Origin of the sequence: Corynebacterium sp. UMB10119B, from assembly GCF_030228125.1 — a bacterium.
In the GTDB taxonomy this organism is placed as follows: Bacteria; Actinomycetota; Actinomycetes; order Mycobacteriales; family Mycobacteriaceae; genus Corynebacterium; species Corynebacterium pseudogenitalium.
Window position 1 is genome coordinate 50423 of the sequence record NZ_JASPBG010000008.1, and the last position, 17417, is coordinate 67839.

The 17417-nt window shown below is 56.2% G+C and carries 16 protein-coding genes; 8 read left to right on the forward strand and 8 right to left on the reverse strand.

Features of this window, described 5'->3' with window-relative positions; genetic code table 11:
- Window positions 1–97 precede the first annotated feature (97 nt).
- Window positions 98–1831: an ATP-binding protein gene (locus QP802_RS07465; protein WP_284818115.1), complete on the forward strand. Its 1734-nt coding sequence runs from the start codon at window positions 98–100 to the stop codon at window positions 1829–1831.
- A 221-nt stretch (window positions 1832–2052) separates the two neighbouring features.
- Here QP802_RS07465 and QP802_RS07470 read toward each other — a convergent pair whose 3' ends face one another.
- The 4 genes from QP802_RS07470 to QP802_RS07485 form a co-directional block, all read right to left on the reverse strand.
- Entirely contained in the window at window positions 2053–2637 is a 585-nt protein-coding gene (locus QP802_RS07470; protein WP_284818117.1) for a PIN domain-containing protein, read from the reverse strand.
- Complete coding sequence (locus QP802_RS07475) at window positions 2634–3044, reverse strand: helix-turn-helix domain-containing protein (protein WP_070361684.1); 411 nt, start codon at window positions 3042–3044, stop codon at window positions 2634–2636. The genes QP802_RS07470 and QP802_RS07475 overlap by 4 nt, the downstream gene beginning before the upstream one ends.
- Before the next feature lie 70 nt (window positions 3045–3114).
- Complete coding sequence (locus tag QP802_RS07480) at window positions 3115–4476, reverse strand: amino acid permease (RefSeq protein ID WP_284818119.1); 1362 nt, start codon at window positions 4474–4476, stop codon at window positions 3115–3117.
- 188 nt (window positions 4477–4664) lie between these two features.
- On the reverse strand, window positions 4665–4889 hold the full coding sequence (locus tag QP802_RS07485; protein WP_070361682.1) for a helix-turn-helix domain-containing protein: 225 nt from the start codon (window positions 4887–4889) through the stop codon (window positions 4665–4667).
- A gap of 331 nt (window positions 4890–5220) precedes the next feature.
- On the opposite strand from QP802_RS07485, the gene QP802_RS07490 reads away from it, so the two are divergent.
- Window positions 5221–5421, forward strand: a complete 201-nt coding sequence (locus QP802_RS07490; RefSeq protein ID WP_256001199.1) for a hypothetical protein — start codon at window positions 5221–5223, stop codon at window positions 5419–5421.
- A complete protein-coding gene (locus QP802_RS07495; protein ID WP_284818122.1) occupies window positions 5414–6166 on the forward strand; it encodes a hypothetical protein in 753 nt (250 codons plus the stop codon). The genes QP802_RS07490 and QP802_RS07495 overlap by 8 nt, the downstream gene beginning before the upstream one ends.
- Before the next feature lie 10 nt (window positions 6167–6176).
- Here the strand turns inward: QP802_RS07495 and QP802_RS07500 are convergent, their stop codons facing one another.
- Window positions 6177–6683 (reverse strand): GNAT family N-acetyltransferase, encoded by a 507-nt coding sequence (locus tag QP802_RS07500; protein ID WP_284818124.1) that lies wholly within the window; start codon window positions 6681–6683, stop codon window positions 6177–6179.
- A gap of 169 nt (window positions 6684–6852) precedes the next feature.
- On the opposite strand from QP802_RS07500, the gene QP802_RS07505 reads away from it, so the two are divergent.
- Both QP802_RS07505 and QP802_RS07510 read left to right on the forward strand, forming a co-directional pair.
- Window positions 6853–6984, forward strand: a complete 132-nt coding sequence (locus QP802_RS07505) for a hypothetical protein (RefSeq protein ID WP_284818126.1) — start codon at window positions 6853–6855, stop codon at window positions 6982–6984.
- Between the two features lie 12 nt (window positions 6985–6996).
- Complete coding sequence (locus QP802_RS07510; RefSeq protein WP_284818128.1) at window positions 6997–7428, forward strand: DUF488 domain-containing protein; 432 nt, start codon at window positions 6997–6999, stop codon at window positions 7426–7428.
- 14 nt (window positions 7429–7442) lie between these two features.
- On the opposite strand, the gene QP802_RS07515 is transcribed toward QP802_RS07510, so the two are convergent.
- The 3 genes from QP802_RS07515 to QP802_RS07525 all read right to left on the reverse strand — a co-directional run bounded on the left by QP802_RS07515 (window position 7443) and on the right by QP802_RS07525 (window position 11072).
- Window positions 7443–7874 carry a cupin domain-containing protein gene (locus QP802_RS07515; RefSeq protein WP_255365852.1) on the reverse strand — a complete coding sequence of 144 codons (432 nt, stop codon included), beginning with the start codon at window positions 7872–7874 and terminating at the stop codon, window positions 7443–7445.
- A gap of 695 nt (window positions 7875–8569) precedes the next feature.
- On the reverse strand, window positions 8570–10645 hold the full coding sequence (locus tag QP802_RS07520) for a hypothetical protein (protein WP_284818131.1): 2076 nt from the start codon (window positions 10643–10645) through the stop codon (window positions 8570–8572).
- A gap of 124 nt (window positions 10646–10769) precedes the next feature.
- Window positions 10770–11072 carry a hypothetical protein gene (locus QP802_RS07525; protein WP_284818186.1) on the reverse strand — a complete coding sequence of 101 codons (303 nt, stop codon included), beginning with the start codon at window positions 11070–11072 and terminating at the stop codon, window positions 10770–10772.
- Between the two features lie 293 nt (window positions 11073–11365).
- Here QP802_RS07525 and QP802_RS07530 point away from each other — a divergent pair, with 293 nt between their 5' ends.
- The 3 genes from QP802_RS07530 (at window position 11366) to QP802_RS07540 (ending at window position 16983) form a co-directional block, all read left to right on the forward strand.
- A complete protein-coding gene (locus tag QP802_RS07530; RefSeq protein WP_284818133.1) occupies window positions 11366–14107 on the forward strand; it encodes an AAA family ATPase in 2742 nt (913 codons plus the stop codon).
- Between the two features lie 697 nt (window positions 14108–14804).
- Window positions 14805–15650, forward strand: a complete 846-nt coding sequence (locus QP802_RS07535; protein ID WP_256021878.1) for a DNA adenine methylase — start codon at window positions 14805–14807, stop codon at window positions 15648–15650.
- Window positions 15643–16983 (forward strand): type II restriction enzyme, encoded by a 1341-nt coding sequence (locus QP802_RS07540; protein WP_284818137.1) that lies wholly within the window; start codon window positions 15643–15645, stop codon window positions 16981–16983. The genes QP802_RS07535 and QP802_RS07540 overlap by 8 nt, the downstream gene beginning before the upstream one ends.
- Window positions 16984–17417 lie beyond the last annotated feature (434 nt).

Here is a 17417-nt window from a genome sequence, read left to right on the forward strand (position 1 = left end):
GAACTACACTTTCCCAGCACCCGATACCTTTCCGATATCTTTCAACTCCCAAAATTGGCTCCGAAAAGAATTACCTGGGGAATGTACAATCTGCCACATGGTCACGGAATCAGCTTGGGACGCGCTCCCCTCGTATGTTCGTTTAGCGCTGGAGGCGATTCATGATGGAGCGACGGCGGACTCGCAAGAGTCGCTGATTTTGGAATTCAAGGAAGATCCCACTGCTCGTGAGGGGAAGGGCGGGAGGGCGAAGCTCGTCGAGAAGCTGTTGAATGAGGCTATTTGTATGGCCAACAGCGAGGCGGCGACGGGACACATTGTTGTCGGCGTTGCGGACCGGACTCCTGGCGCGGGCGCATTCACTGGCACTGAGCTGGGCGAGGAGGACATTGCCCGGCGGATCTTCAATGGCACGAAGCCGAACATGAATGTGCAGGTGACAGCGGTGCATGCGTGGGGTGCTCGGCTTGTAGTGATTCACGTGCCGGAAGCTCGTGCGCTGTACACGCGGGGTGATGGTGCGGCGAAAAGGCGGACGGCGGACTCGCAGTTCTCGTGTCAGCCGATGACGGAGGAGCTACGCCGAGCGATTGATGCCGCGCGGCGAGATCCTGACTATTCGAACGACCCAGCCGATATCACTGTCGATGACCTGCAACTTCCCGTCATCGAGGAGGCTCGGCGGATGCTGCGGGAGCATCGCCGCTCGCGGGGCTCAGACGCGGCAGTCCCGCAGACCACCACTGGCCTGCTTCGAGAGCTCGGGCTCATGCGTGACGACGGTCAACTCAAGCGCGCCGCCGAAATCCTCCTCGCCCAACCAAACCCGACAGACGTGGTGGTCCGCCACCTGTGGCGCAGCATCCCAGGGCAAGAACCGCAGGCCACGCTCATTTCAGACCCTCTGCTGCTGGCGTTGCCACGCCTGCGACGTCTGATTGCAGAAAATGGTGACCGCGAGATTGAGCGCGTGCAGTTTGAGGATGGTGAGGAAGTCGCCATCAGTAGGTTCCCGTCGCAAGCAGTCGATGAGGCCGTCTCTAATGCGTTCATTCACCGCGACTGGCGCCTGCCCGGCCCAGTAGTGGTCGAGCAAACGAACCGCACGCTCAAGATCACTTCTCCGGGACCTCTCCCACCAGGCGTAACGGTTGACACATTATTATCGACGCCCTCAGTGCCACGAAACAACCGGCTCATGGCGGCGATGCGGACCCTTGGCCTCGCCGAGGAAAGCTCGCGCGGTTTCGACCGCATGTGGGCCACCATGATCCGCACCGGCCGCAGCGCCCCGGAGGTAACCGCGACCGAGGCAAACGTGCAGGTGGTGCTAGCAGCGCAGCAGCCAGATACCAACTTCATCAAGGGCTTGCGGAAGCTCTCGGAGCGTTTCGGCGAGGAGGTCGTCGATAGTGTTGCGGCGCTGATTGTGCTCTGGCACCTCAACTCCGCGCCGCTCATTACAGCAACAACGGCTGCACAGAAAACCCAGCTCACTACCCTCGAGGTACATGAGCTTATGGACGACCTCGTCGCCCGCGGCCTTCTCGACCCCGTCACCGACGCCGACGAGTGGACCCTCAGCGGTGAAGCCCGGAAACTCCTCAACCTGGGACAACCCGGCGACCTGGCCACCGTGAGCGTCCAGGAATGGATCGAGGCCAAACTCCACGACGGTGCCGCACTCCAATCCGCCGACATCGCCGACCAGACCGGCGTCAGCGTCGCCGAAGCAGGCCGGATCCTTCGACACTTACGCAGCCTCGGGCGCGCGAAGATCGACCCGGATGGTCCTCCGCGCGGCCGCGGCACCCGTTGGATTCGGGCGTAGAAAGAGATAGAAAGATATCGAAACAATTCTCTGACCTGCACGAACGGCCAGAATTGCCACTTCTCGGCGCGTGATATCTTTCCGATATCTTTCAGAGCCTTAAAATGGTCCTAAAAAGAATTACCTGGGGTTTTACCTACCGGGGTGGAGGAGCGATTCTGAAACGTCCAGGTCGCAAACAGTCCACAATGGAATTTGCTGCACGGCACCAACCGTGCCCACTATCTTAAAACCGAATCAATAGCCGTTGCGAAATTCGGACAGCCCGAGCGCTCTAGCATTACGGCAGTTATCGGCCGGTCCGCCGCTTTGACGCCCTTTACCTTCTCCCAATAAGCCTCGTTTTCCTGCGCTACCCTCTTACAAAGCCCTGGGAACGCCTCAAAAATGTGGCAAAAGAAATCATCCGGAGTCAGCACGTCAAACAGAAACTGCTGTGAGTCGACATAGTCAACGAGTCCCCTGTCGCTGGTGACGACGCACTGGACGTTGCCAGCCACGGCAGCGCTGAGAACGTGATGATCATGAATGTCCGCGTACCCATAATTACCAACAACAAAACCGGAGATTTCCCATTCCGCCAACGCACCGCGAATTCGCTTGAAGCGTTTTGAAATAGCACCCTCGGGAGCGTGTGGGTTATTTCTGCGCAAATGATACTGAGCTTCGGCGATAATATCCTCGGTCCACACTGGAAAGAATGGTGGCTCGACATCTTTATCAGAGCCCAGGAAGAGAAGGAAGCACCAGTCGGTGAGAGTGCGCGAGTACCAGACGTTAGCGCCAAAAAGGACTGGAATACTCACAGGCCTTCGATCTCATTATCCAGCTCTCGAATCGCATCGAACTCGTGACGTGCGCGCGCACGGCACCGCTGCAAGTATGCGACGACGTCTTCCCTGCGAAGCCGCGTGTGTGACCCGGCTTTGAAGTAATCGATTTCGCCTTCTCGAATCCGTTTCATCAGAGTCGGCCGAGAGATCCCGAGATACTCAGCGGCCTCAGTGGTGGTGAGTATCTCGGAGGGGCGGGAAAGCGCGACGCTCTCTCCGCGCGCGACCCTGGCCAAGATGGACTCGATAAATGAGGCTAATGCAGGTGGAAACGTACCGCGCACGGCATCATGAAACGTTTCGGGGTTAGCCACGACCTGGCTGGCCTGCTGCTCGACAGCTTGAGTGACCTCAATTGCCGGATTAGTTTTCGTTGTCACAGCGCTTCACCTCCAGAGGGTTTACACTTATAACTGTAACATCCACACCATAAACGTGCAACCCGCCGTACTACGCCACCATTTGCCAGACCGTGACACAAATAATCACGATGCCCAGACCGAACACGAAGATCGCCTCCGGCTGGTTCGCGTAGTGGCGGAAGGCCGTCGCGTGGCGGAACAGGAGCATCGGCACGATGTAGACCAGCAAAGTAATGAAGATGCCGCCCACGACCGAGATCAAATCAAGGATTGACGGGTTGAAGATGGCGACAGCGACCGTCGATACGAAGACGAAGATGTAGATGCCCGCGCGGACCGCACGCGGATTCCACTTCTCCGTCGCATTCGGCGCCACCGCACGCAACAGGTACTGCGTGCCCTCCTCCGTGCCAAGCATGTGCCCAAAGTACGACGACGCAATCGCACACAGCGCGACCACCGGAGTCACCACCGCCATGAACGGGGCATTCGTCGTGTTGGCGAAGTAGGAGAGGACCGGAATGTTCTCCTCGCGCACGGCGGACATGCCATCCGCGCCGAGGGCGAGCGTGCAGGACCAGACGAAGAACATCGTGAAGCTGACCAGGAGGGTGCAGGTGATCAACTCAATCTTGGACACCTCCTTCTCCGTACCGGCCACATCACCGTCATGCGACTTCTGCACATCCAACGCCGACTGCGACACCGCCGCCATATGCGAAAAGGAAAACACCAGCACAGGCAGCACAAACAGCATCGCCTTCCACAGCGGCACGTCCGACTTGTACGCCATGAAACTCTCCAGATCCCAGTACGGGATCAAGTACAGAGAGACGGCAGCGAGCGCCACGATCAGCGGATACACCAGCAGATTCGCGAACCACAGCGTCGCCTTCTTGCCGAGGGCGTACGCGCCCGTCATCACGCCGACGCAAATCGTGGCCAGCAGCCAACGGTCCACGTGCGGGCCGCCCATCTGGTTCACGATGAAACTGTCCATCGTGTTCGTCACCGAAACGCCGTAAATCAGCACAATCGGGTAGATCGCCAGCCAGTACATCAGCGCCGTTGCCAGGCCGCGCTTCCGGCCGGCCAGGGACGTGATGACCTGCAGCACGTCCAGGCCCTTCACCGGCGACGCCGACACAATCCTCGAATACATCCGATGCGAGAAAAACACCATTGGCCCAACCAGGATCGTCGCAAGGAGGAGGGGCCAGAAGCCGAAGGAGCCGGCGTCGATAGGCAGGAAGAGGATTCCGGCGCCGACCGCGGTACCGAACAGCGTAATCGCCCACGACCAGGTACTACCGTCCGGAGACGGGGCTCGCCGCGTGCGGCGGATCTCGCGCTTGTCCGCCGGTGTGAGGTTCTCCAGCTCGAACTCGTCAGCGGCAACCTCCTGGTGCTCGCTGCTGAAAGGTACGGGGTCCGTGGCGCGCTCGCTCATGAAATCCTCTCTCGCTCGACAATAATGTGACCCCACACACCTTAGCCGATGAATGAAATTGAGCTAACTTATCGACGGCCAGCTGCGCGCGGGGTGGACGCTTGGGGTGGAAGGTTTGGGGTGGAAGGTTTGGGGCGGAAGGTGTCGAAAACTCTCCTTAGCGATTTTGTGAACAGAATTGCGCCTGGCTAGCGCAGCGCCTCCGGAACGTGCTGCACCGCCACCACATCCAAACCAAGCACAGCCAACACAGCCTCAACCTTATCCAGCCGGACAGAACGTTTTCCCTGCTCAAACTCTCGAATGAACCGTTCCGACACCATCGACAGGTCGGCCACGTCCGCCTGCGTCAGGCGCATGGCGCGGCGTTGCTCGCGAGCCTGCTCGCCGAGACTGCGGGGCGTGGGGGACATGGGGCCTTTCAGTGTTGCGGTTCTGTAGGGCTTGGAACTGGATGGAGTTTCGGCACGATCGTGCCGTTTTGAAGTATATTGTGCGGAATAGTGGTGCGCAAGAGGCAGTTTCGGCACGATCGTGCCGGTTTGGGGTACTGGTGGCGTGGTGGGTTGCGACGGCTTCACGGAGTTTGGTCAGCATCGCATTCACGAAGAAAATCCAGAAACATATCGCACAGTCGTTCTATATCGTTTGGGGGTGGCAGGCTCCATTTGTCTTTTGCAAAGTTAAGATAAAGGCATATAGTTCATTTTCAATTTTCACTTGCCCTACCCGAAAGGAGCGATCATGACCGCCCCGCTCGTTGAAAATCTGTCGAAAGAAGCTGCACGTCATGAGCTTGCTGAACTCAAAAAGTCGATCGAATCCCTTTCTGGGGACTCGTTCGAAGAGTTTGAAGAGCGTGCGGACAACTACAATCTCACGCCCCGTGAATTCGCCGTGTGGGAGCGTATTTCGGAACTACGCTGGCTCCTTGGCGATGACTAAAAACGCTGAGCAATTACAGGCCCTGGTCGCCGAGTTCAGCGAAGACCTGGCCGCCACTGTGGAGGCGTTCACCGGACAGCATTTTGAGTTTAGTAGCAAAATAGTTGACAACGGCAGCATTTCGATCCGCCTAAAGCAGATAGAGGACCGTGTAGGCATCATTCCTCTATCTTGGAACGGGCACATAATACTCGGATTGCGTCCGACGTTTAAATGCACCTGGGATTCAACTCACAGTTTCTTGGCCGTGGAGAACTCCAGCTTCGCTGTTCACGCTCAAGCAAAATCAAACGACGAACCGCTTTTCAGAGTTGAGTACGACCGCAACAAAAGCAACAGACCGAGTTCGCACTTCCACGTTCACGCGCATCGGGACGAAGTAGCCCACCTTCTAGGCCTAACAAAGAAGTTGGATTCAACGAACGATCAGAAGATAAAGAAATTTACTTCGGAATTCCCTCGACTCTCAAAAATCCATTTCCCTACTGGTGGGCACCGTTTCCGCCCGTCATTGGAAGATGTCTTAGAGAGCCTCCGCCAGGAGTTCAACCTCGATACCGATCTAGGCAGATGGAAAGCGCACCTAAATAAGTCACGCTTGAAATGGCGAAAGATCCAAACAGCAGCCGTTATACGCGACTGCCCTCAAACGGCATACGAGATACTCGTGAATGAGTTCCAAATGCCCGTGCCCGAAAATTGGGAATGTCCGTCGGATAACGACGCCAAAATCGTTCGAGATTGAACGGAAGAGGTTAGAGGGCGGGGCGTCGGTAAATGAACTCGTGGTCGCGGTGGTTGCCGACCTTGAAGAAGTACTCGCCGGCCTTGGAGAAGCCGTAGCGGTGATAGAAGCGCTGCGCACCAAAGTTCTGTGACCACACGCCGAGCCACGCGGTACGCGGACCAATCCAGTCGAGGACGAGCTCGATGAGGGTGGAGCCGAGGCCGGACTTTTGGTGATCGGCAAGGAGGTAGAGGCGTTTGAGCTCGCGGTCCTCGGGGAGGACGTCGGGGTGGGGGAGACTGCAGGGGCCGGCCAGAGCGTAGCCCACGGGAGCACCGTCATCCTCGACGAGCCAGACGGCATGGTCCGGATCGGCGAGGAGGGTTTTGTGTTTCTGCAGGTCATAGGCTTCGGTAAGGAAGGCCACGAGGTCGGCGGGGTCGTAGAGGTGGCCGAAGGTCTGCGTGAACGTGGCGGTGGACAGTTCGACGAGGGCTTCGGCGTCGTCGGGCCTGGCGCGGCGGATCGTAGGCATGGGAACAGGATAGGGGAAGGGATAGGCGTCACGAGCAGAGTCGGGAATTTGTGAACAGAATTGCAGATGGGAGTAATCCGGGCTTACGGGACATTAGGGCACAGCGGAAGACGTTTGGTGGGACAGTGGGGCGTCGATAAGCAAGAGTCCCTGCGGTACCGTGGGCTGCGTGACTGATGCACTTGCGCCCAAGCCTGAAGACCTCTCGATCGACGCGCCGTCGGAGCTGCGCGCGCAGCTGACGCACCGCACGAACGCAAGGACGAATCGCTGCAGGCCGCCCGTTGGCAAGGCTTCGTGATCTAGGAGGATTATGCGAATTTACACACTCGGGTTTTCACACAAGAGCGCGGAGGAGTTCTTCGACATTCTGCGCGAGTCCGGCGTGCGGCGCGTGGTGGATATTCGCCGCTCGAACACGAACCAGCTCGCCGGGTTTACCAAGAAGGACGACCTGCGCTACTTCCTGCGGGTCATCCTGGACATGCCGTATACGCATGAGCTGGCTCTCGCGCCGTCGGCGGATCTGATGCGCGCGTATCGGCATGACGAGGTTGGCTTCGATGAGTTTTCGAAACAGCTGCGCGAGGAGTACGACGCTGGGGAGGTTTCGTCGCTCGATCGGTCGCTTTTTGACGACGCCGTGCTCCTCTGCTCCGAAGCAGATCCCTCCACCTGTCATCGGTTAGTTGCCGCCGAGTACCTCGCCGAAGTTTGGGACGACGTGGAGATCGTGCACCTTTAGGGTTGTGTTTGGGCTTAGCTGTCTTGCTCGCCGTGGCGTTCGCCGGTGAGCATGCTGAGCAGCAAAATGTTGCCCTGCGACAGGGCATCATCCGGGCAGTAGACCGCGTGCGGCACGTACGCGCGCAGGTGGACGACTTCTCCCTGCTTGAGCGGGAAACGCTCGCCACCGCACTCGAACTCGAGGGACCCGTTGAGGCACTGCACGGTGATCGGGTGGGCCGCCTTGTGATCCGGCAGCGTCTGGCCAGGGCAGAAATTGAAGACGATGAGGTTCGCGCCGTCGCCCTGCAGTAGTCGCTTGACCCCTGGCCGCGCGTTGTCCGGCCTTGGGGCGACGGCGTTGATCGTCTGGATGCAGGTGGCGTGGTCAGTCGAGTCTGCCGAGGCGGCAGCACCAAACACTTCGGGGCGGTTGACAGGTAGGTCGTCTTTTGGCTGAGACATCGTTGATCCAATCTGTGGGGTATCGGGGGTGGTGGCGTCTGGGCGTTTACGCACCATTTTATCGGCTCAGTCCGCAGCGTGTGGCGTACGCAGGATGACTCGTTAGCGGGGCTGACGTTTGGTCAGTGGGTGCATCTTCTCCCCAAGCCTCATGCGGGAGAACGCAATGCTCGCGTAATTCTTTGGAATGAGGCGCTTGAGCCGAACCTCTCATCCTATGGCCAAAACTCCACTAATCGCAGGCGTTTCCACGGCCAGGCACTTGCAGTCAAAGAATTACGCAACCGAGCTACTCATCGACGCCCGCTAGTCAAAATTGAGTCAACACGACCCACCGTAGGTGATGATGGGGCCGAATCGCGCCAACTGCACTGCGATCAACCGGATTCTACGGCGCATGGCGACGACTACGCTCACCCGCCCCAAACCGTGCTCCCCACCGAAGCGATGTGGACTCAAGCGAGTTCACCGTGCGGTGGATCGTTGGCCTCACTATGTTGCATGCCGCGATTATCGACGGCACGCTCGCCCAGTGGGTGCGGAGGCTGGAGGCCTTCTGAAGTAGTTGCCTCCAGCGGAGTCGGGAATTTGTGAACAGAATTGCAGATGGGCGTAATGGGGTTGAGGCACTACACAGTCGCCGCTCAATTCAGTTCACTGATATCCCGTTTCCGGTTGGAGCAGGACAGCGGGGATTAGCGGTTCCGGTTCAGGAAACGCTCCGCGGCACTGCTGCCCTCAATGGCGGTGAAGGCTTTGCCGGGCTCGGAGGAGCACCAGTCGTAAAGGATGGCGGAGGCGGCAGCTAAACCGAAGATCACTGCGGCGACCGTGCCGATACGCTGCACGTTCGGGTCGGAAGCAATCTCCTGGAACCTCCGGTTCGCGTCCGCGATTTGGGCGCGGAGGGCGGAGGAGGGGTCGTCGTTACGCGGGGTGCGACCATCGCGACCGCGATCTGGCGAATCCTGCTGGAACGCAGCCTGAATATCCGCATTGATGCGTGCGAGCTGCTCATTCAGCGCACCGGCGTACGGGCGGGCGAGCTCGCCGCCAACCGCCACAAGCACACCAACCGGCACCAGGTAAAACAGCGGCGACGCAATCGCGTTGGCGAAGCAGCGCTCGGCAGTCTTGCCAGGCGCGGTCGGGGTCGACGTTGCGGGGACGGTCGGGGTGGGCTCCTGCGGGTCCACCGGGGTAGCCGGGGTCGTGGTGACCGTGGTCGTGACGGTCTCCGTGGCCTTTTCGGTCGCTGTGGTGGTCGCCGTAGTGGTCTCGGTGGCTGTGGCCATTACGGTGGTCGGGGTGGTCTCCTTCGTAACGGTGGTCGGGATGGCCTCCTTGGTGGTCGCCGTGGTGGTTTCGGTGGCCGTGACCATTACGGTGGTCGGGGTGGTCTCCTTCGTAACGGTGGTCGGGATGGCCTCCTTGGTGGTCACCGTGATGGTTTCGGTGGTCGGCTCAGAGGTCTTCTCCGTCGTCGTCGCGGTCTCAGTCACCGTCGTTGGAGAGCAATCGCAGTCCGCCGTCGTCGTCGCGGTCGTCGTCGAGGTGGTAGTCGCCGTAGTAGTTACGGTTGTCGTTGGCGTCGTCGTCGAGGTGGTAGTCGTCACTGTCGTGGTCGACACAGTGGGCTCAGTTGGCTCAGTGGGCGGGGTTGTCGGTTTGACCTGGACGGTGGTTGCAGCTGTGGCACGGTTGATGGGGTTGATAATCACGCCACCGACGTAGCTGCTGTAGATGTCCGACGGGTATTCCGCTCCTGGTGTACAAAGCCGGTTGTCGTCATACACTGGTTGCTCGATCATGACGCGGCTGCCGCTGCGGAGGAAGACATCGCCAACCGTGTTGTTGAGGACCTTGTTATCTGGTGTGATTCCCCAGTCGTAAGTTTGCAGCCAGCGCGTATTAGGGAATTCCTTATCACGCTTATCCAAGGTGGCTTGGGCCGTTTGTCGCGATTCGGCGTCAAAAGCCCCGAGGGCAGCTTCGTCGGCGAGGTCCTTTCCGCTTGGGTCGAAAATTGAAATGCTAGCCTTGCCGAGCCTGACGGTATCGGGTTGGGTCACCCCGAGGAAGATTTCGCTGAGCCATGCCCCATATTCGCCCCCTTGAAGTTGGTACTGGGTCTTGGCTACCCAGGTGCAACGCCCGTCGACCATTTGCGCTTCAACGTGAGAATGGTCGGTGTCCCGCACGAACTTAAACTCTGGCGTAATCAGTGCTTGTGCCGCAGCTTTGAATGAAGCCTCACTCTCCGAGACGTCTTCACTGACCTTGGCGGGAAGCGTCAGCGTGAAGTCCCCACCAGTGCCCGCTGCCCCGAGGTCCGCTTCGTACGTTGTGATGTCGGGATCAGTGGATTCAATGGTTTTCAACGGGATGTCCTCAAACGTCTGCGTCCCCCACACGAGCTTCGTTCCTTTTTGGAGAGCGAAAGTGCTCGGCAGTGAGAACTCAATGGACAACCCAGTGATGTCTGACTCTCCTGGCGCCGCGCTCGCCCCTGTTACTGGGTGAGGGGCCTTGACAGAACCTGTCACCGTAGCTGTGACCGTATCCCCGGCCTCGACATCTTTCTTATCCGTTTCAACCTTCACGTCCACGGCCGGAATCTTCGTCGGGTTAGTCACATCGGGGCTCGCCTCCATTCCCTTTGTGTCTTGCTTCACCACATACGCGCCCGCGGTCGGCCCATCCACCGCAGTAATTGACCCGCACGCAATAGCAACTGCGCTGCACACGGCAAGTAGCTTTTTCTGGTTCATTCTCTATTTCTCCACAAATCTGTACAACGCCGAACACAGGCGACTTACACAGATAACAGTAACCCTTTCCTGATGGTTTTCCTAGCGTTTTAATTATCGACGCCCCTCCGCATACCGGGTGCCCCTACACCTCCGGGAGGATGTCGGAGGGCTCGCCGTGGGTGGTGACGAGGAGGGCGTCACGGGCGCGGGAGGCGGCGACGTAGAGGAGGGAGCGCTCTTGCCGGAGGGCGTGTGCCACTTCGGCGTCGGCAAGTCCGCGGAGACGGAAGCGCTGAGGGAGGAGGATGCCAACGACAGCGTTCACCCCGCCCCAAACCGTGCTCCCCACCGAAGTGATGGGGGACTCAGGCGACTTCACCGGGCGGTGGATCGTTGGATTCAAATACCAAGACTTCTCCAAAACAGTAGAGAGCTGGGTAGACATGGTTGTTGTTCACCGACCTGTTCGTAGGCGCGCTGTAGTGAGCAGGACTCCAAGCAGACCATTTCAATGATCTTATGGACCGCCTTCCTCTTAAACTCGACGGAATACTTTCTGGACATAGTGCCTGATCTTTCCTTACCTGAGGTAGGAACTAAATCCAGGACGCTTAACAATTTTGATTGAGTGGTCCTAAAACCGGTGGCTGCTAAACTCTCAGGACAGGCCCTGAGCAGGACTTTGTTATATTTAATTATACATGTTTAGAAATAATGCTTCTTTGAGGGGATGGAATTTTGGCTACTGATTTAAGTGAAGAAATCGTTACCTGGCTCAAGGCGAGAAAAGGACCAGAATGGCAAACTGCACTGCTCCAAAAAATTGCGCACGGAGAGCTAGTCACTAACGAAGACATCGATAACTTTGTGAGCCACTCCATTAATGACGAAATTAAAAAGGTCAAATGCTGGTTTGAAACACCGTCTTTCGACACTTCGGAGCTTTCGAATCAGCTGAGTGTTGATGATTTTGGAGTTCGAACTGAAGCCGACGATCCAATCTCGCTAAAGGAAATAACGCACGTCAGAGGTGTGAATGCCCTGAAACCTGGAGCATCCCTCTTACTTTCTGAATCTGGACTGAATATTGTTTTCGGACACAACGGATCTGGAAAATCTGGCTTTACGCGGATTATGAAGCAGTTTGCGGCCTCACGAGGCCCGGAGACTGTTCTCCCTAATGCTTTAGGTGAATCTACAGAAACTAAGGCAAACGTCACATTTTGCACAGGAGACGACACCGCGACATCCGAATGGACTGGAGGGGAAGCGTTAGTAACAGGAAGCCTTAACCGGGTGAGGGTTTTCGATTCGGTTTCAGCCAGAAGTCATATCAGTGAGAGCAACGAAGTAGCTTATGTGCCCCCACAACTAGAGGTTCTTTCTTCTATGGTGGATTTGCTGGGGCGAGTAAAACAGGCGATTGAAGATCGCCAACTAGGCCTCAAACCACCGCCCGCAAGCTGGAACGCCGTAGGCGATCAGGAATTCAACGACCTGGTGGAAATCCTAGGGACCGACGAAAGTAAAAAGATAATCGAAGAAATACTAGAGTTTACAGACGAGGATTCTGACCGGTTAGCGAAGCTTGAAGCGGATCTGGCAAAGCTAAAAACATCCTCCCCTCAGAAGCTTGCAACGCAACTTTCTTTACATGCAAAACAAATCACCGAGATAGCGAAGACTTTAGAGACCGGCGATCAAAGACTTTCGCTGGACAATGAGAAACAGCTGGTCAGCTTGATCACTCGAAAAGAGTCGGCTTCGAGAAAACTTGAAGAACAAGCCAAAAGCCTACGCTCTTATGACTTGATAGATGGTCTTTCGGAGCCCAGCTGGGGTGTGCTTTGGGAGTCTGCCGTAAAATTCCACAGCTCGATAAGCGGCGCATCTGGTAAGCAATCCGACTTACATAAGGCTGATCGCTGCCCGTTATGCCAGCAAAACTTTTCCGATGAGGCTAAAGACAGAATCAAAGCCTTCCAAGATTTCAAGAAGGGAGAGCTTTCTGTTCAACTAGAACAAGCGACGAAAGCACTTGTTGATTTCAAGGAGATTGTCAATTCGGTACAAACTCGTTCCGACGAGGAACTGGAAGATGTATTAGACCTTATCAGTGCTTACGCAAAAGAGGATGGTGACGATTCCGAAATGTTAGCCCTAGAGGGGTTAATCGTAGCGAGCCACCGGGAAATTGAAGATAGAAAAATCAGATTCCTGGATTTGATTGCTAGCGCGCAAGCAACAAAAGCGGGGGATGAAATAGCACCTTCTGCTCGCGAGCAAGCCGATAACCCCAGTTCTTCCATTGCAAGAACGATTTCGTTGCTTGGCGAGCTATTAGACAGAATCAATGACGAAGCCGCTAAGAATCGTGCTCTTGCGGAATCTGATTCGGCCGAGACGAACGTTGCAAAAGAAATCGAAGTACTCACGCGAAAGAAGCTTTTTGCAGAGGAAAGGGCTGCTTTAAGAGAGCAACACGACGAAGAAGCGCTGAAGAAAGCTATGAAAAAGGCGCTTGGTCGGTGCTCGAGCCAGGCGTACACAAAGCTCATTAAGAATCTATCCTCGGATTATGTCAACGAAATCGGAAGTGTATTCCAGGCCGAACTAAAGGAGCTTGGTCTAGACCCGTCAATTCCTGTCAAATTGCAGTTTGATAAAGCCAAAAAGGGAATTAATCACATCCAGGTTGTCTACAACGATACGAAGAGCCATTCCGTTGGCAACATTCTCAGTGAAGGAGAGCAGAGGATTATCTCGATCGCAGGTTTCTATGCCGACCTGACGAGCACAGGAGACTTTTCCACTCTCATATTCGACGATCCGGTGTCAAGTCTCGACCAGAGGTTTCGAAAAGCAGTAGCGCTGCGCTTAGTTAAAGAGTCGACAAAGCGTCAAGTGCTGGTTTTTACCCACGACAACGTATTTGTGCGACTATTAGAAGAAGCGAGGGGAGATATCAACCTCGATTTAGCAGCGAAGGGCCAAGACAGACTCCCTGAGTTTTCTGAAATAGAAATTGTACGGACAGAGGAAGGTGCTGGTGTCCATCCGCCAGTTGACTGGCGCAGAAGAAATTTGAAGGCTCAAATTGGACAGCTTAAAGATATGGCCCAATCCATAAGGTCAAAAGAAAAGTCTGATCCAGATAATTACCCGCAGAATGCAAAAGTCTTGATGTCTGCAGTCCGTGAAACTTGGGAGCGGGTAGTCGAGGAAAGGCTACTAAATGGCGTCGTATCCCGCTTCGGCCGCGATATCCAGACGAAACGCCTTAAGCCTCTGCATGATATTTCCCCTCAAGATATTGCCAAAGTTAATTTGGGGATGACGATAGAATCCCGGCTTATGACTGGTCACTCAACCCCGCTGTCTGTATCTGCAGAAACCTACCCCACGGCAGATAAAATATCCCAGGAGGTACAGAATCTCGATGACTTCTATAAAGAGCTGGGGCGTAGGGGGCGATCCTAAAAACTCCCGAGACTAAATCTTTGTGTTTCATCCCGTCACGTCCAGAAGTAGCTCAAATGAGCCCACTTTCCGGCCTCTAGAGAGGGTGATCAATCTCTCTCATTTACTGAGGCTGGGGGTCAAGTCCGTGTATGTCTCTCCTGAGAATGATATGGGTTTTCCAGTCGGGTGGAGGCTGTTATCGCTATGGAGCTAGTTTCCAAAAGACCAACGACCACCGCCCCGGTGCTCTAGGTGTCTAGCTAGTGGCCAATTCCAGTAGGCAAAAACCGGCCAAGCCGGGCGTGTCGTTGCCTCGGCCGTCTCGGTTGTCGGCGATGACCACACCGCCGCCGTAGTGCCGGGCATCAATGCGTGCCCGGTAGTGTAAAGGTCATCGTTTGAGCCCACGGCGGTAGCCGAGCGCACCTCGTCTAGGCGCCACCGCTCGGGCTTAGACGTGTCGTCGGCGGTCGCCTGTTCGCGGCTTACCGCGCCGCGCCCCAGTCACCGAGGGCGTCCATGTCGTCACTGTGACCGTAGACCCGCCCGCCGCGTGTGTCGGCATCGGTCGTGGCGTCATGTCCGTAGATACAAGCACCAAATCGGTCAAGGTTGAAGCTTCCTGAGCTGCGGCAAAGGGGCGTCGGAAAGTTTTGTCCTCGGCCTTGAGTAGACTGCACCTGGATTACTCACACGCGACCTCAAGGAGCCCTACATGACACAGGCGCAACGACCTTTGGCCCCAATTTTGAAGTGGGTCGGCGGCAAGCGGCAACTGCTGCCGGAGATAGCGAAGCATGTGCCGGACAGCTACTCGCTATACGTCGAACCGTTCCTCGGGGGAGCCGCCGTGCTGCTGCACGAGCAGCCCGCGAAAGCACGTGTAAATGACTCGAATGCAGAGCTCATCAACGTGTACAAGTGTGTGAAGGAGTCAGCATCAGAGCTCATAGAAACACTAGAAGAACACGCCCAACGCAACGCCGAGCAAGGCAGCGAGTACTACTACTCCGTGCGCGCACTCGACCGGAGTGAAAAATACCGCGAGCTTAGTGACGTCCAGCGAGCCGCCCGCATCCTTTACCTGAATAAAACCTGCTTCAACGGACTCTTTCGCGTGAACTCCGCAGGCCAGCTCAATGTGCCGTATGGGAAATATAAGAACCCGAACATCGTCAACCGCGAGCAGATTTTGGCGCTAGAGGAATATCTGAACGAAGCGGAGGTCGATATGCGTTGCGGCGATTACAAAGACTGCCTCGTAAACCTGCCAAAGGACAGTTTCGTGTATCTAGACCCGCCATACATGCCGCTAAGCCAAACCTCCTCCTTTACTGGGTACACCCAAGAGGGGTTTGGTTACCAAGATCAGGTCACGTTGCGTGACGAGTGCCTTAAACTGCGAGAGCAAGGAATCGCATTTCTACAGTCCAACAGTGACTGCGAAGCGATTCGAGAGCTCTACAAAGACTTTGAAATTCGCTCGGTGAGCGCTCGCCGTGCGGTCAATTCTAACGCAGCCAAACGCGGTTCAATTACGGAGGTACTCATTCGTGGCTAGTACAGAAAGCAAAACAAACACGGCGTGGAACGCACTGCTGGAAAAGTATCCCATTGAGGAAACCGTCGAGACCGAAGGACTCTACCACATCACTGCAGCCGCGATTAAAGAATTCCGCGAACCGCGCCTCATGACGAAATTCGACACTTCCGAATCCGTCGCAGCTCCGCTGAAAGAGAAGAAACTCAACGTCCTACCCACGAGCCGGAGCTCATACGTCATCGGTAAGTTCAACCTCTACCAGGAATTCCCAGAAAGCAGCGACCGCACGCCCACAGCCATCCCGCTGCCAGAGCTCGAAACCCTACGAATCGACAACCTCACCAGCGAATCTAACGCTATTAACGCGCTCGTCGTCTCAGGCGCCCTCAACGACTTCCTCGGCGAAGAACAGGGCGCCCTCATCGAGACTTTCAACGGACGAATGGGCACTGGTAAATTCGACTTTCGCGTGAATCTGCACAGCCCCACGACTCTTGGGGAGAGTTCACCTCTCGAGCATGCCTTGAACGAGCAGGTTCGTATCAACGTGAACAAAGCACAACTTGAGATCGACGGTGGCTTCGAATCTCCAGGCTCCGTGGTGATCATGGAAGCTAAGAACGTCATCAACGACGACTTCAACGTCCGACAACTTTACTTCCCATACCGCCTTTATAAGTCCCGCGTACACAAACCAATCCGACTCGTCTTCTCCCAATTCACTAACCTGACCTACCACCTGTACGAATACACCTTCACCGACCCTGAGAATTTCTCTTCAATTAAACTGATAAAACGCAAGGCCTACAGCTTCGAAGACCAAGGCATCACCGTCGAAGACCTACTGTCCGTGGTACGTGGGACCCTCGTCACCAAATACGACACCCCAGGCAGCTCCGACATCCCATTCATCCAAGCTGATCGCTTCGACCGGGTCCTTTCCCTTATCGAATTCCTCTCCAACCAACCCGACTACGAAGCCACTTCCTCAGAAATCACCAACTTCATGGGCCTCGTCGTCCGACAAACCGCCTACTACACCGCGGCGGCACGCTACCTTGGGGTCGTCGATAGGGTCGGGCCCGGGAAGTACGTTCTCAACGAACAAGGCAACGACATTCTCAACTTCGGATACAAACAACGCCAACTCGCCTACGTCCGTCTCTTCAGCCAGCACCACATCTTCAACACCCTCTTGCGAACCGCGCTCACCACCGGTTGTGTACCCAGCATCGACATCATCACGGACGAAATGCGCCAACACAATATCTGCATCGAAGAATCCACCATCACTCGACGCGCACACTCTGTCGCTAGCTGGATAGGCTGGGTCCTGGCACTCGTGGAGTAGGGGCAGAGAAGCCGCTGAAAAAGTCTTTCCAACTACGGAAACTCCATCGCTTCATTCAGAGAACAAGGTGTGCCACCCATCGAGAGCTCGTGTTTCCAGTGCTACGGGTCCTCTACGAGATGGGGGCTCTGCAGCCTCGCGGGACATCATCACGCAAGTTGCCGAGAACTATGCCGATGATGAAAGGCTACGCCAAATTACGTGCCCCGCCAGACCAAAGGTTAGAGTTCTCGAGTATAAACCTCACGGGTGACTACAGCTCCAGGGCTATGCCTCCAGGGCTATGCCAAGACTCGAATGACCCAAGATAAGTCTCGCTACGACGGCATCCTCACCGATGGTCGCACATGGTGGCTCAGGCCACCTGTCGCGGCGTCGTGAAACGCTAAACTCGTTTTGAGGAAGCGCAAATCTGGTTAGGTCACGTTGACGCG